Here is a 13950-nt window from a genome sequence, read left to right on the forward strand (position 1 = left end):
GGTTCGCGTGCTCGGCGACATGAAGCAGTACGCCGTTCAAGGGGCGGGACTTGGTCTCAGGCGGGCCTTTATCGGCTCGCTCACCGATCAAGTCCCGGATTCCGTCAATTTTTTCGAAATCGCACCGGAAAACTGGATAAGAATCGGCGGGAAGCTCGGAAAACAGCTGCGCAGCTTGACCGAGCGATTCCCGTTCGTCTGCCATGGACTGTCTCTGTCGCTGGGTAGCCCCGCACCGCTTGACGAAGCGTTTCTCGTCGAGCTCAAAGCTTTTCTTGATCGACATTGCATCCGCCTGTACAGCGAACACTTGAGTTATTGTGGCGATGACGGCCATCTGTACGATCTCATGCCGATTCCGTTTACGACGGACGCGGTCAAGTATGTTGCTCAGCGTATCATCAGGACGCAGGAAATTCTCGAACGGCGGATCGCGATAGAAAACATTTCCTATTACGCCGCACCGGGCAAGGAAATCGAAGAGATCGACTTTCTCAATGCAGTTCTGGAAGAAGCCGATTGCGACCTGTTGCTCGATATCAACAATATTTACGTCAACAGCGTCAATCATGGCTACGATGCGCAAGCTTTCCTGAACTCAATTCCCGCGCATCGGATCGCGTATGCCCATGTAGCAGGCCATTACGTCGAGTCAGCCGATTTTCTTGTCGACACGCACGGGGCAACAGTAGTCGACCCGGTTTGGAACCTGCTGGAGCTTGCTTACGAGAAATTCGGCGTTTTTCCGACGCTTCTAGAGAGAGATTTCAACATTCCGCCGCTATCCGAACTTCTAACCGAAGTTCAACGGATTCGGGCACTCCAGCTGCGGGTAGCGCAGCCCGCCCGCCGTTATGCCTGAAAAGACCGTATCTTTCCAACAGATACAGTATGCGTTTGCCGCATACATCCGCGACCCGAATCGCAATCCGCCCCCGCACGGAACCGCGTTAGCGCGAATGAGGGTGTATCGCGAACTTTTCTTCAACAACATCGAAAACTTTTTGGCGAACGGCTTTCCGGTAATCAAGAGTATCTTGAGCAAATCCGACTGGTTCGCTCTGGTTCAGGATTTCTACGCCAAGCATCGAAGCAAGACACCGTACTTCGCGGAAATAGCCGAGGAATTCCTCGATTATTTGCAAAACGAGCGCGACCCTTGTTTCAATGACCCGCCGTATTTGCTGGAGCTTGCGCATTACGAATGGACAGAACTGGCTTTGGCCATCGCTGAGGGTGAAGCGCCGCAGGAAAGCGCGGCGTTGATGAGTGCTCCCCTCGAGCAAACGATCTACATCTCCGAAGTCGCCTGGCCTATGGCCTATCGGTTTCCGGTACACAAAATCGGTCCGGGACACGAACCGACCGATCCCTCGGAACAACCCACCTGTTTGGTCGTATATCGCAACCGTGAAGATACGGTGAAGTTCTTGGAAATTAGTCCGGTGACTTACCGGCTTCTGCAGATTCTGGAGGAGGAGGGCTCAATATCCGCAAAGGATTGTATGTTGAGGGTGGCAAAGGAACTCGGGTATTCGGACCCCGAGGGGCTGGCGAGCCATGGCGCCGAAACCCTACGGGCGCTAGGAAAACGCGGCATCATCGGCGCTATCGATCCGCCGGCCTGCTCAGTGTAGCTTGCGGGTTCATCTTCACGGCTGTCTCCATTTTCTCGTTTTGGTACTTCGGAAACCGCCCCGCGCGAACGTGAAGAAACGGCTGCTATGTTATTAACCTACGCCCAAAAAAGTTTGAACGAGACGTTTGCAGGATGACCAGCGGATCAAGGAACGAATCACGCGGCAATCACCGAAGCATTTCAGCAAGTTTTACCAAGGAATGTCACCCTACAGGAAAATTGCCTTACGCGGCGATCGCCTGTTTGTCGAATCGGAATCTCGGGCGGCATGCTGTCCAGGCGCTGGCCGAATTAGATAATAGCGCATAATGTATATTATGTTAAATAAGAAATTGACTCAGCCCATCCCTCATCCCTTACGATAACGACCGCTACATACCGTCGTTTCAAGCAAAATCCGGGAGAACCCGCACTCCAGTTGACAGTTGATACCGATGCCCGCTTGGTGAGTGCAATTCGACTTCGACCAGATAGGCAAGATATTTGTCGGCGGGCGCGTGCACAAGTGTTGCCACGCCGTCGCGCTCTGGGTTCAACTCCAAATTTCGACTCGACCACGCATCGTCACGAAAATCACGGTCAGACGATTCGGCGCTCCAAAGGCGTATCGCTATTGGCTTCGCATCAGTCTCGACACGTATCGTCGCGCTGGTGTCGGTCTGTTGTATGTGCGTCCATGCGAACTTCGGCAGCGGATGATTTGCTGCAACCATTTCGAAAAAGCTTGCAAGGGTTTGCTTTGCTTCGAGCGTACTGCCTGCGCCATGACCAGCGTTAGGCGCCTGAAATAAGAGCTTCGGTTCCGGTAAGTCATGCCAGTAATGGCGCAGCGAATCCACGGTCCAATAAGGGTCGTTGGTCCCCAGCACGAGTAACTTCGGCATTCCGTAACGTTCTCGGTAAGCGTAAGGGTCCACCCAAACCCGCAATCGCTGCAGTGGGCCATCGTTCAGTTCGCGATGCAGCCCTAGATCGGTGTAATCATGGATATATTCGCTCTGCCGCCCGTAAACCTTCTCGCTCCATTGCAGCTGCGTCTTGATGTTGAGCATGTCGAAAACCATTGGGGCGATGGCTTTGACCCTACTATCGACGGCCGCCGTCAGCCATGCCGTCCAGCCGCGCTTGGATGCGCCAGCGACCACGAAATTTTCGATGCGAAGCTCCATTGTACGGCTGAAAAACTCCTGTACCGCGTCCATACCGCGCACTGCGCTTTTAACCATTGGGAAAAGTAATGGCCAAGTCTTGTCCCTGGTCGCTGCATAACGATCGAACGTATATGCGACAAGCGCATCTTCGCTCCGTCCATACAGTGGTTGATTCGGAACACCGGTTATCGCGACCGCTACAGCACCGGCACGCTCCGCTACCGTTCTCAAGAGTTCGACGCTGCTTGGGCCATCGTGAGTGATCAAAAAGAAAGCGGTCTCAGAATTGCGAAGTTTGCTCGGCCTAACAATCACAAGACTATGGTTCCATGTCTCACCCCGCCACTTTTGTGATACCAGTTCCAAGCGGACCAATGTTCCCCAGGATTCCCTGGACTCCGAGTGGTACCGCCAACGGTAGGCCGCATCCGACGCATACACGTAGTCCTCAAGCGCTCCGGTCATTCCCCTTCCACTCCACAAAGACACAAACCACATTACGCCAAGAACAACATCGTTCCCGCTAACCTTGGTATTTGACGAGGCGACAATTTGTCACTCGTCAGGCTCGATCCAGAGCCGTTCGGATGATGACCTATAGACTGATAAGCGAAGCAAAAATGCTTTACACCGTCGTGAGAGTGGCACCGGATCCAAACACGGAGAGGCACGAGGTTACCCGCACAAATCGCGGCAACTCTTTGTATTTGCGAAATTTTTGTTTGATATTCAGGGAACTTTCGCAGCCAATTTTTGTTTAATAGTCTACACAGAATTAATTGTTACAGTGTCTTTTGTAGTATCGGAACCGCGTTGCCGTATTCCGCGCCCACATAGTGGGACACCAACACTATGAATTGTGGGGGGCTATCCCAGGCAGCAAAATGACCTTTCTTCGCCCGGATATTCCGGTTTCTTTTGCTTTCTAACCCATTCCCAGACGAGCAGTACAAACCCATCTGGCAAGCAAACGCCTGCCAAAAAAGTCAAGGTTTATTTGTACGGCAGGAGCAAACAAGATATGAATCACACCAACGAGCACGAAAACACAGTCGAAGGCGCAACGGCTACGGTGACGCCAACGGCTTATCTCGAACATGATGCGACGGCCACCACGGGTGACGATAAACGCGCACCGGCAACCGTGCGGCAGGCGCGAAAAGGCGCACGAAAAACGGCGAAGGGCGAAATCCGTAGTGTTTCTCCCCTGGATTTGCCGAGCGATGTATTCGAAGCCGGACTGGAGCGGCGTAAACAAAATCGTGCAGCCATACTCAATTGGATACGTGAAGCACTGGTGGAAGGCACGGACTACGGACGGATTCATATTTTCAACCGGGAAAAGTGCGCGTTTGCAAAACGCGGGGAAGCGGAACGGTGCCCAATCAATAGTCACTGGAGCAAACCCAGTCTGTTCAAGCCCGGTGCTGAAAAAATTTGCGGCATGCTCGGGGTCACGGTGCATTACCCGAATCTGACCGCCTATGAACAGGCGGCTCTGTCTGGGCAACCTCTCGACACAATCATTTTGCGCTGTGAACTACGCGACAGCCATGAACGGACGGTAGCCGAAGGCATAGGTGCGCGCAGCGTGCAGCAGGACAGCGGGGACTTGAACAAAGCTCTCAAGATGGCTGGAAAATCTGCGCATATCGATGCCACGCTACGTATGGCAGGCTTAAGCGAAGTATTCACGCAGGATTTGGAGGACATGCAGCTAGGACCGACTTCTAAGCTGCAATCCCCTACTCCGTCAGTCGAATCCAACCGAGCGCAAAGTGAGGAGCTCGGGTCGGAGCCGGCCCCTTCTCCGGAAACCTCCAGCCGAGGTTACAGGTTCAGCAGCGTATCGCTCACTCAGATCAAGCAATTGGAAGCACGCATCGAGGAGCTTGGCCTAGATCGCGAGCGCGTGCTGCGTTGGATTAAAGCCGCGAGTAAGAACAAGCTGAGTGCTTTCGAGGATCTGACGCCGGAAGTCTATGACAGGCTTGTGAAAAAATTGGCAGAGTGGGCGAAGCCGAGCGCGAGTGAAAGGAGGTAAACCGCGTGGAAACAAAACTGTATGAGATTGCCGCGCAATACCAGGAAGCATTGAACGACCTCACGAATCTGGATTTGCCGCCAGACGTGGTCAATGACACTTTGGAAGCGCTGAGGGGTGAGCTTTCGCTGAAAGCCTGGAACGTCGCCGCTGCGATCCTCCACATGGAAGGCGAAGCGGAATTGATCCGTCAGGCCGAAGAGCGGATGAGCCGGCGGCGAAGAGCATTAGAAATGCGTGCGGCCAGATTGAGAGACTATCTCAGGATTCAGATGGAACGCAGCGATATGCGCGAAATTCGAAGTCCTCAATTCGTCATTAAAATCAAGCAAAACCCGCCAAAAGTCATCCTCGATGACGCATCCGCCATTCCGGAGGCCTTTAAACGTGAGGAAATCGTCGTTCATATCGACAAGAACGGAATCAAGCAGGCGCTCTTGTCCGGACAGGCGATCCGAGGCGCTCACCTAGAACAGGAAACCCGGCTCGATATCGGCTAACGATCAACATGGTTTTACGACAGAGTTGAACCCGGAACATTCGATCGAAGTCGACCTCGAAGAACAGCGTTCCGAGTGGTTTTTTCTTCACACGTCCAAGCGTTATTTTGGGTTTTCTTTACGCTTTCGACCAATTACGGCAGTTGATTGCCTGAGGCCTGTAAAAGCGCTACGAGGATCCCGACTGTTGTCCATTTTTTCCGCCGATTTCGCGGCTTAGAGTCGGCTAGACTGAGTTTGGATGGCAGGTGGTACCCGTGCCCCTTCCGCCACATTCCCCGGCCGCCCGCAACCCGCCCCTGGAACTCTCCGTTTCGGCTCAACGGCAGCTGGAAACCTTCGTTTTCTGCTTCGATCTTTGGGCGGGTTCGGTCGGCTGGTGGCGTCGAGAGTTGCTCGGCAAAGCCGGGATAATCACAAGTAAATTACATACTTGCACAGGCTTTCGTACGACGCGCCGTCCCCGTCACGGTGGCAAGCCTACCTGGAGACGGTATCGGTGCGCCTACCGAAGACCACATTGGCGCACCTAAATTCGAACCATGTCTCAAGATCAGGATACTCCTGATCCGGATTGTCATAAGCGGTCAGGTCGATCAAAGCAGTTAGAGCAGTCACCAAGAGGCTGTTGAGGCTCGAACCTCTCCTGCCCCCTCGTTATCAGTATTCGTTGGGCCTGTCAGCAGGGCGAAGCGATGTTGGTTGTGAATCGCTGCGTGGAGCAGACTACTAGTCCGGTACAGTAGTGAAGCACTCGTCTTCAATCGCTCAGGCCACTGACCCATCCGATTCCGCATCGATTCTTCGTCACGAATTTGTCGTCCGGACATTGATACACCACATAGTTGTCAACGCCGACTGAAAAGTGACCCCTTTTGAGGGTTTATCGCCGAAGTAAAATTGACCCCTTGAGGCCCAAAAGTTATTCGACGGCCGCTGTCTGCGGCGGGGTTGTTCCTGCCTTGCGCTTGTCCTTCAATCGGTAACTGTCGCCGGTGATTTGCACGATGTGGGCGTGATGCAGGAGCCGATCCAGCATCGCGGCCGTCAGGGTCTGATCATCGGCAAAGGTGCCCGCCCACTGGGTGAACGGCAGGTTGCTGGTGAGAATCAGGCTGCCGCGCTCGTAGCGCTTGGCGACGACGTTGAAGAAGAGATTCGCTTCGTCACGTCCGAGCGGCAGATAGCCGATCTCATCGATGACCAACAGCCTGGGCGCCATCACGACCCGGTTGAAGTACTCCTTGAGACGCTCCTGGCGGTGTGCGGCGGTGAGTTGCAACATCAGATCGGCGGCGGTGACGAAGCGTGTCTTGAGGCCGGCCATCACCGCGCGGTAGGCCAAGGCGATCGCCAGATGGGTTTTACCAACCCCGCTGGGGCCGAGCAGGACGATGTTCTCGGTGCGCTCGATAAAGCTCAAACCCGCCAGTTCCTGGAGCTGGGCCCGGGGCGCTCCCAAGGAGAAAGCAAAGTCGTACTGCTCCAAAGTCTTCACGACCGGCAAGGTGGCCATCTTGAGCAAGGTCTGCCGGGTGCGTTCGGCGCGGGCCTTGGCCTCGGCGATGAGCAGTTTCTCGAGGAAGTCGGCAAAGCTCTCCTCGCGATCGGCGGCCTGCTGGGCCAGGTGGGGCCAGTCCGACCCGATCCGCTCGAGCTTCAGGCTTTGGCTGAGTTCGGTAATCCGGGCGTGCTGCAGATTCATGCCGTCACCTCCAGCAACTGGTCGTACACCGACAGGGGATGTTGCAGGCTGTCATGGGGCAAGACGCGGCCAACGTGCCGCTGGGGTGCCGGCAAGCCTTGGGGTGCCTGAACCGGCAACGGCCGCAGGGCGAGGCGCTCTTCGGCCAATCGCACCGCGGGCTGTACGCCGGTGGTGCCGTGCACCCGTTGATGCGCCACCTGATCGAGCCAGGGGCCGATCTGGGCATTGGCGGTCTCGACATCGAGTGTCAAGCCGGCGCTCTTGAGCGTGGCCGCCAGTGGCGTGATGAAGCTGGCTTTCAGGTATCCGTTGAAGCGCTCCACCTTGCCCTTGGTTTGGGCCCGGTACGGCCGGCAGACCTTGGGCCGGAAGCCATACGCCCCGGCCAGCGCGTACAGGGCCGGGTGCCAGCGGTGCCGGCCTTCACCGTAGGCGTCCCGTTCGGTGATGATGGCGCCGGCATTGTCGAACAGCACCTCTTCGGGCACCCCGCCGAAGTAGTGGAGGGCCTCGCGCAGCCCCGTCAACCAGGCCGCGCTGTCCTCGCGGTCGGAAAAGCGCACGAACGTGGCGCGACTGAACCCCAGCGTGGCCACGAAGGCTTTGAGCGGATCGCGCCCCCGCCGGATCGTCGTGAAATCGGCCTGCATCTGGCGGCCCGGTGGGGTTTCAAAGCGGACCACCGGTTCTTCCGGTCGCCGTTTGAAGGGGGCGAGATACGCCTTGAGCTGGCTGATGCCGCCTGCATAGCCCCGTTCACGAAGCTCTCGCAGCAGCACCGTGGCCGGAATCCAATGCGGACGTGCCGCCTCGATGCGTTGCTGCAGATAGGCTTTGAAGGGATCCAACTTGCAGGGGCGGGGCGCCCGCAGCCGGTACCGGGGCAACGCGCTTTCGCTGCGCAGGTACTTGCGTACCGTGTTGCGCGAGACGCCCAGCTCCCGCGCGATGGCTTTGATGCCATGGCCCTGTCGGGCCAATACTTTGATCTCCACTGACTGCTCCTGAGTCAACATTTCCGCGGCTCAAAAAAGCCGCCATTTTCCCCCAAGGGGTCAAATTTACTTCGGTGTCAGGGGTCATTTTTACATCGGCGGTGACACATAGTTTGTATAGCAGCCTATCTTTGGACTTTTGAGTGATCTATTTTACCCCCTTACTTAAAGCACGCCTCGAACTTGGTTGGCTTTTGGATTAAGCGGCGACGTACCCGATTGCACAGCAGGCCACCACGCGGCGCTGTTCCTTTCTTGCAAGAAACTTTCTTCCGGCAGCGTCACCATTGCTTACTTGACAGTGGATCCGGGCAGCCAACCTGCCCGCTGTACACTCGAGTACGGTCAACTAGCTCTTCTTGGTTCTCCCGCCTACGTGTCAAGTCCCGCAAGATCGTAAACCTTCTTTCGAAAAAGATGAGGATGGGACAGTTGCCAGTTTTTGAGAGCCTGGATCGGGGTGAGATGGCCTAAGGCCTTTTGGGGAATGTGATGATTGTACAGCTCGACATAGCGGTGCAGGGTGGTGTCCAGATCGGCGGTTGAATCGAAGTGATGGGTTTGCAACACCTCCTCGATGCGGCCATTGAAGCGTTCCACCAGGCCATTCGTTTGGGGCCGGCCCGGCGGAATCAGGCGATGTTCGATGCCTTGTTCAGTACAGAGGCGGTCAAACTCATGCGTCCCCGAGGGCTGCCGAGTTCGGGTCAGGAAACGGTCGGTAAACTCCGAGCCGTTGTCGGTCAGGCATTTCTGGATGCGGAAAGGCGCGGCCTGAATCACCGCTTTGAGGAAGTCCTTTGCGCTTAAGGCGGTGCGGTTGGGCTTGAGGGCGACATAGACCCAGCGGGTGGCGCGGTCGATGGCGACGAACAGGTATCGGCGGGGTTCGCCGTCGATGGCGGGCAAGTACTTAACATCCAGGTGAAGGAAGCCGGGCTCATAGGCCTTGAAGGGTTTGACCTTCGCCTTCTCTGTAGGCGGAAGCAGGGTCTTGAGGGACGCCACCCCGTGGCGGCGCAGGCAGCGGTCTAGCCCGGAACGGGACACGGCGGGATTGAGAAATTCCCGGGTCACGGCCAGGAGATCATCCAAGGGGAGGAGCAGAGCTTGGCGGAGGTAGACCACGATGGCTTCCTGGGCGGGCGTGAGCGTGGTTCTGAGGGTGTGGGGCCGGTGTGAGGCATCTTCGACCGAGGAGCGGTGTTTCCACTTGCGGACGGTCGTTCGGCTAATGCCATGCTTTTGGGCCAAGGCGCGCTCGCTCAACGTGGACGCTTGAATGGCCTGCCGAACGGCCGGGGTGGTACGGGCGTTCTTATGAAGGCGAATCGGCATGGAGAGAAACCTCACTTGGACGAACCGAATATCTCCTGGAGAAGGCTCCGGGCTTCGAACAGAGCATAACTCCTTCTCGGTAAATAATCACACGAGACGCGACACCTACGCAGCTGGAAACCAGGGGCGCCCCGTCCCAAAAAAGAAGATTTCCGAAGTGCGCCAAATATCAAATATATTTCGTTTTCTTTACAGAATCGTGCGACATGTTCCGAACGTGATATACCCTAACGGGAATGATTTTCGTTACCTCATTTTGGAATATCGTTCGCTACGCGCGATTACTTATGGAAATAACGGCGCAAAAATAGTTTTATTGGTTTCTCCATGGAGTGGAATATGGCCTTTTTTGATGGATATCCGTTTAGCCTCGGTGACACGTGTCACTCGAGTGGGTATTGAGGAGTTATCTAGTGAACAGGAAATTGTATGTAGGAAATCTGAATTACAGTCTTGGGAACGAAGACCTGCACCAGCTTTTCGCGCCGCATGGAACGGTATACTCGGCCCACGTGATCCTGGATCGGGAAACAGGGCGCTCCAAGGGTTTCGGATTCGTGGAAATGGGCAGCGCTCAGGAAGCCCAAGCGGCAATTGCTGCCTTGAACGGCAAGGAGGTCAGCGGCCGTAGCCTTACGGTAAACGAAGCCCGTCCTCCGCAAGATAGAGGCGAACGCAACGGCAATGCCAACCCTTTCGTTACGGCATCAAGGCGTAATGGAGGCTATAGCGACCGTCGCAATTGAGAAGCTCATTCAACACATTCGACTTCGAGCGCCGACCGGTTCGCGGTGACCGGTCGGCAGCCTTATAGGTCTCCTCCTTTCTCAGATTCTTCGCGCCAGCAAAGGACTGCTTTTTGGCTCAGGTGAAGGACCTATTGAATCGAGCTCAAGTCAGCTGTTTCGTTCCATCCAATCGCTCCCTAAACCCGCCATTGTGCTCGACCTAAAGCGCCTTCAACGCTGCAGCGATATCTCGCGCCAACGCGTCTAACGCGCGGCCCTGGGCGGTCGCTAAACTGGCATAGTCGTCGTCGGCCGAAGGGACCTCCAAATTGGTGCGCCCGCGACGCCCCTCCTTTGCACTGTCACTCGGTTTGATCATCCATAGCGCGTCTAGAACAACCCCCTTTTTCGGCCGTAGTTCGAATCGAGAGACGTCCACTAAAACCCGCACATTCGGATTCAGGGCTGCCGACTGGCCGTAGGCAGTCACCGTTGCATTGCTGACCAGACCTGAAAGGCGAGCGGCCAGTGCGCTCGTGATTTCATCCTTCAAAGGCGCTGCCCAACGGTGTTCTTCCAAAACCTCGACTTCATGTCCACCGACTGAGACGACCAGTTGAGGTTGATCCAAGGCCGCCGGAATCGTCACCGGTCCCACCGCGATAACCTTGGCGCTCTCACCTAGAGGGGCCTGTGTCGCAACCGGCTTGTTCGTCGGCATCAGAGTGTAAAAACGTGCTGGCGCCGAGGCTATGCACCCGGCAAAAAAAGCGGTCGATATCGCTATCCACAGAAAGCGAGTCATCACTGTCTCTCTTTGCCCATGATGAGCGATTCCGGGTGGCGCTCCAGATAATCCAACAACACGCGGAGAGACCGCGCGGCACGGGAAACCTCGTTCAACGCGTCGCGCGCATCGTGCTGCAGTGGACTATCGGCGGCCAGCGTGTTCTGGGCTTCGTTTAGAGTGCGTCTCGCGTCAACTATCGTGGTCTTCATTTCCGGTATCAGTTCGTGATCCAGGTTCGACGCCAAGCGCTCCACGCTATTCAGCGCCTGGTTCAGCGAGCCCAATGCTTGCCTCAAATCCGCGGCGATCTGATCGAGTGGGAGGTTTTCCAGTTTTTTCACGATATTTTCGGCTCGCTCGGAAAGCGACTGTAAAGTACCCGGTACAGTCGGAAACTCGGGCGGATCTTGTGACCAATCCAAATGTGCCGGCGCTGCCTTAGGGAAGAAATCGAGCGCGACGTAGAGTTGTCCGGCGAGGAGATTACCGGTTCGTAATTGCGCCCTTAGCCCCCTCTCCACCATACGGCTCAACTGCGCTTCCACCGCTTCGGGTGTGGTGGCGATAAGCTCGCCTTTTCGATCTCGTATCACCCCGGCCCAGCGAAGGTTCACATCAACGGCGATGCGAAAGCGGCGGTTGTCAGCATCCCATTCGCCCCGAATTCCAGTGACTTCCCCGGCGGGCAGCCCTCTGAACTCCAGCGGGGCTCCAACCGATAGGCCGCGTACTGTTTCGTCAAAATAAAGAACCATGGCCCGCTGCTCGGTCTTTGGTGGCGCAAACGCGGCGGACCGATTGGCATAAAGGGTAAACGTCGTGTTCTCCGGCACAGGTTCGGAACTTCCCTTGCCAGGAGGCAAGGAAAACGCGATTCCACCGAGCATGATGGTCATCAACGATTCGGTGTCGAGTTTAATGCCATTGGCATCCAGCGTCAGATCGAGGCCGCTGGCGTGCCAAAATCGGGTGTCGGCCGTGACGAACCGATCATATGGCGCCTCTACGAAGATCTCGATGGTCACCCCGGTCCCGCCCGGATCCATTTCGAACCCCAACACCCTGCCCACGGCAATATGTCGGAAATAAATGGGAGACCCCACGTCCAACGATCCCAAATCTTCGCCTTTGAGAGTGAACTGTCGGCCTTGCAAATCAGACGTCAGAATGGGCGGCACGTCCAAACCATTAAATTTGTATCTCCGCTCGGTGGAACTGCCCACGTCCATTCCGATGTAAGAACCGGACAGCAAGGTACTCAATCCGGAAATATTGCCGGCGACGACACGCGGGCGCACAATCCAAAAACGGGTATCGTCCACCAGCCAATCGTCCGTTCCGTCCCTCATCTGCACAGTGACAATTACGCTGGCGCGGTCCTCGCTGAGCGCAACATCCACCACCGAGCCGACTTCCACGTCGCGGTATTTGACGGGGGTTTTGCCGGGTTCCAGCCCTTCCGCGCTCTTGAATACCAACGTGATCACCGGGCCCCTTTCCGATATCGCTTTCCAGGCCAACCAGATGCCGATCAACGCTGCAACTAGCGGTATGACCCAAACGATGGAAAAAGCAAAACGGCTTGGCGGCGTCACGTTCGCCGTGGGCAATGAGTCGCCGTTTTCAGTGTCCGAAGCGGGTTTTGAACCGTTATCTTGTATGTACATTATCTTGTAAGGAATCCCAGATCAGTCGTGGGTCGAAGCTCATGGCAGCGACCATGGTGAGCACCACCACGGCACCGAACGCGATGGCGCCCGGCCCAGCCTGGACCGCCGCGAGTGGGCGCACATCCACCAGAGCCACCAGCATAGTAACGACGAAAATATCCACCATCGACCAACGCCCCACCATTTCCGTCAGGCGATACAACCGAGCACGATCCAACGGACGCCAGCGGGATCTCTTCTGGACTGTGACCAGAAGCAAGGTAAGAGCCATCAGCTTCAGCAGCGGCACCATGACGCTGGCGAAGAAAACCAGGAGTGCCAAAGGCCACGAGCCGGAAACCCACAGATAAACAACGCCGCTCATGATGGTATCGACTTGGGCCCCGACGATCGACGAAGTGGACATGACGGGTAGAACATTGGCCGGGATATACAGGATGAACGCGGCAATCAAGAGGGACCAGCAGCGCCCGATACTATTCGGTTTGCGGATGTGCAGGTGGCTTCCGCATCGGGGGCAGTGCTGCACGGCCTTGTTGGTCAGCTCATAGGACAGCAGACCACAGACATGGCACGTCAAATACCGGGCCGCCGAATTCGGCTGTAGGGCGGATGGATAGTGTCGTCCGAGCCTCGTCCAAATTTCTTCGCTATCGAGCGAGGCTGCGGTCGCTGCCATGACGAAAATAAAAGCGCCGAAGAGCCACAGCGACCAGCCCGGATGAACATTGGCCATATGCGCAAGCTTGACCAGGGAAACGAGAATCCCCAGCATCAGGACTTCGATCATGCCCCAAGGGCGCAGACTGTGAATCAACCTGAAAACCGCGGTCTGTCCGGGCAGGAGTTTGCCCAACCTCAGCGGTAGCAACACGTACAGCAAGCCCGAAAGCTCCATCGCCGGTACGACGATGGTGGTGAATAGAACCAGACCGGCCATCATGCCCATACCTTGCTTTTGCAGTTCGAGTACGGCACCTAAAAGCGTCGCCTCCGCGTGCTTACCCTGGAGGCTAAGCGTCAGGATGGGAAACAGATTGGCAACCGCAAACAGAATGGACGCAGCCAGTGCAAGAGCCAAGGTCCTATCCAGCGTATCCCGCGGTGCACGATACAGTCGAGCACCGCAACGTCTGCAGCGGGCGGACTGTCCCGGTTCAAGCGGGACTTTTCGTTGCAGAAGATCACACTCGAGGCAAGCGCAGAGATGTTCTAAACCGCCTGAGGCAGGCATACCCCGGGTGGCGGGGCCGAGAGACGAACACACGGGAGGATGGTCGCGGAATGCGTGGCTTGTTCAAAATCAGGATTAACGCTCTTACCTCCTCAAGACTTTCTCACGCTCGGAGGAATATCGCAATGCCTTGGGTATCCCAGGCACAGATGA

12 protein-coding genes are annotated in these 13950 nt (G+C 56.2%); 5 read left to right on the forward strand and 7 right to left on the reverse strand.

The window, feature by feature from the left end; all coding sequences use genetic code 11:
• Positions 1-19 precede the first annotated feature (19 nt).
• Both QEN43_RS06035 and QEN43_RS06040 read left to right on the forward strand, forming a co-directional pair.
• Positions 20-862, forward strand: coding sequence for an HvfB family MNIO-type RiPP peptide maturase (locus QEN43_RS06035; RefSeq protein WP_026610858.1), 843 nt, complete (start codon positions 20-22; stop codon positions 860-862).
• Positions 855-1637, forward strand: a complete 783-nt coding sequence (locus QEN43_RS06040) for an HvfC family RiPP maturation protein (RefSeq protein ID WP_026610857.1) — start codon at positions 855-857, stop codon at positions 1635-1637. The genes QEN43_RS06035 and QEN43_RS06040 overlap by 8 nt, the downstream gene beginning before the upstream one ends.
• Before the next feature lie 388 nt (positions 1638-2025).
• On the opposite strand, the gene QEN43_RS06045 is transcribed toward QEN43_RS06040, so the two are convergent.
• A complete protein-coding gene (locus QEN43_RS06045; RefSeq protein WP_051331811.1) occupies positions 2026-3288 on the reverse strand; it encodes a PhoPQ-activated pathogenicity-related family protein in 1263 nt (420 codons plus the stop codon).
• 523 nt (positions 3289-3811) lie between these two features.
• Between QEN43_RS06045 and QEN43_RS06050 the strand changes: the two genes are divergently transcribed.
• Together QEN43_RS06050 and QEN43_RS06055 are read left to right on the forward strand one after the other, a co-directional pair.
• Positions 3812-4834: a hypothetical protein gene (locus QEN43_RS06050; protein WP_235726631.1), complete on the forward strand. Its 1023-nt coding sequence runs from the start codon at positions 3812-3814 to the stop codon at positions 4832-4834.
• Between the two features lie 5 nt (positions 4835-4839).
• A complete protein-coding gene (locus QEN43_RS06055; protein WP_026610855.1) occupies positions 4840-5334 on the forward strand; it encodes a siphovirus Gp157 family protein in 495 nt (164 codons plus the stop codon).
• Between the two features lie 922 nt (positions 5335-6256).
• Here QEN43_RS06055 and istB read toward each other — a convergent pair.
• The 3 genes from istB to QEN43_RS06070 form a co-directional block, all read right to left on the reverse strand.
• Positions 6257-7039, reverse strand: coding sequence for an IS21-like element helper ATPase IstB (gene istB / locus QEN43_RS06060; RefSeq protein WP_026609733.1), 783 nt, complete (start codon positions 7037-7039; stop codon positions 6257-6259).
• Complete coding sequence (gene istA, locus QEN43_RS06065) at positions 7036-8058, reverse strand: IS21 family transposase (RefSeq protein ID WP_026609734.1); 1023 nt, start codon at positions 8056-8058, stop codon at positions 7036-7038. The genes istB and istA overlap by 4 nt, the downstream gene beginning before the upstream one ends.
• Before the next feature lie 351 nt (positions 8059-8409).
• Entirely contained in the window at positions 8410-9375 is a 966-nt protein-coding gene (locus QEN43_RS06070; protein ID WP_317963832.1) for an IS481 family transposase, read from the reverse strand.
• Between the two features lie 413 nt (positions 9376-9788).
• Between QEN43_RS06070 and QEN43_RS06075 the strand changes: the two genes are divergently transcribed.
• Positions 9789-10121 (forward strand): RNA recognition motif domain-containing protein, encoded by a 333-nt coding sequence (locus tag QEN43_RS06075; protein ID WP_084162152.1) that lies wholly within the window; start codon positions 9789-9791, stop codon positions 10119-10121.
• A gap of 202 nt (positions 10122-10323) precedes the next feature.
• On the opposite strand, the gene QEN43_RS06080 is transcribed toward QEN43_RS06075, so the two are convergent.
• The 3 genes from QEN43_RS06080 to QEN43_RS06090 are packed head-to-tail and all read right to left on the reverse strand — an operon-like array spanning position 10324 to position 13797.
• On the reverse strand, positions 10324-10908 hold the full coding sequence (locus QEN43_RS06080; RefSeq protein ID WP_036269028.1) for a PqiC family protein: 585 nt from the start codon (positions 10906-10908) through the stop codon (positions 10324-10326).
• The gene (locus tag QEN43_RS06085) at positions 10908-12560 is read right to left on the reverse strand and encodes a PqiB family protein (RefSeq protein WP_317963833.1); all 1653 of its coding nucleotides are present in this window, start codon (positions 12558-12560) and stop codon (positions 10908-10910) included. Before QEN43_RS06085 ends, QEN43_RS06080 begins: the two co-directional genes overlap by 1 nt.
• Positions 12544-13797 carry a paraquat-inducible protein A gene (locus QEN43_RS06090; protein WP_026610851.1) on the reverse strand — a complete coding sequence of 418 codons (1254 nt, stop codon included), beginning with the start codon at positions 13795-13797 and terminating at the stop codon, positions 12544-12546. Before QEN43_RS06090 ends, QEN43_RS06085 begins: the two co-directional genes overlap by 17 nt.
• Positions 13798-13950 lie beyond the last annotated feature (153 nt).

This window comes from Methylocaldum szegediense (assembly GCF_949769195.1).
GTDB lineage: Bacteria > Pseudomonadota > Gammaproteobacteria > Methylococcales > Methylococcaceae > Methylocaldum > Methylocaldum szegediense.

What these genes read in the sequence shown, in the direction of transcription:
- QEN43_RS06035 (WP_026610858.1), top strand. Translation starts at nt 20, where the DNA reads ATGAAGCAGTACGCCGTTCAAGGGGCGGGACTTGGTCTCAGGCGGGCC.
- QEN43_RS06040 (WP_026610857.1), top strand. Translation starts at nt 855, where the DNA reads ATGCCTGAAAAGACCGTATCTTTCCAACAGATACAGTATGCGTTTGCC.
- QEN43_RS06045 (WP_051331811.1), bottom strand. Translation starts at nt 3,288, where the DNA reads ATGTGGTTTGTGTCTTTGTGGAGTGGAAGGGGAATGACCGGAGCGCTT.
- QEN43_RS06050 (WP_235726631.1), top strand. Translation starts at nt 3,812, where the DNA reads ATGAATCACACCAACGAGCACGAAAACACAGTCGAAGGCGCAACGGCT.
- istB (WP_026609733.1), bottom strand. Translation starts at nt 7,039, where the DNA reads ATGAATCTGCAGCACGCCCGGATTACCGAACTCAGCCAAAGCCTGAAG.
- istA (WP_026609734.1), bottom strand. Translation starts at nt 8,058, where the DNA reads ATGTTGACTCAGGAGCAGTCAGTGGAGATCAAAGTATTGGCCCGACAG.
- QEN43_RS06070 (WP_317963832.1), bottom strand. Translation starts at nt 9,375, where the DNA reads ATGCCGATTCGCCTTCATAAGAACGCCCGTACCACCCCGGCCGTTCGG.
- QEN43_RS06080 (WP_036269028.1), bottom strand. Translation starts at nt 10,908, where the DNA reads ATGACTCGCTTTCTGTGGATAGCGATATCGACCGCTTTTTTTGCCGGG.
- QEN43_RS06085 (WP_317963833.1), bottom strand. Translation starts at nt 12,560, where the DNA reads ATGTACATACAAGATAACGGTTCAAAACCCGCTTCGGACACTGAAAAC.
- QEN43_RS06090 (WP_026610851.1), bottom strand. Translation starts at nt 13,797, where the DNA reads ATGCCTGCCTCAGGCGGTTTAGAACATCTCTGCGCTTGCCTCGAGTGT.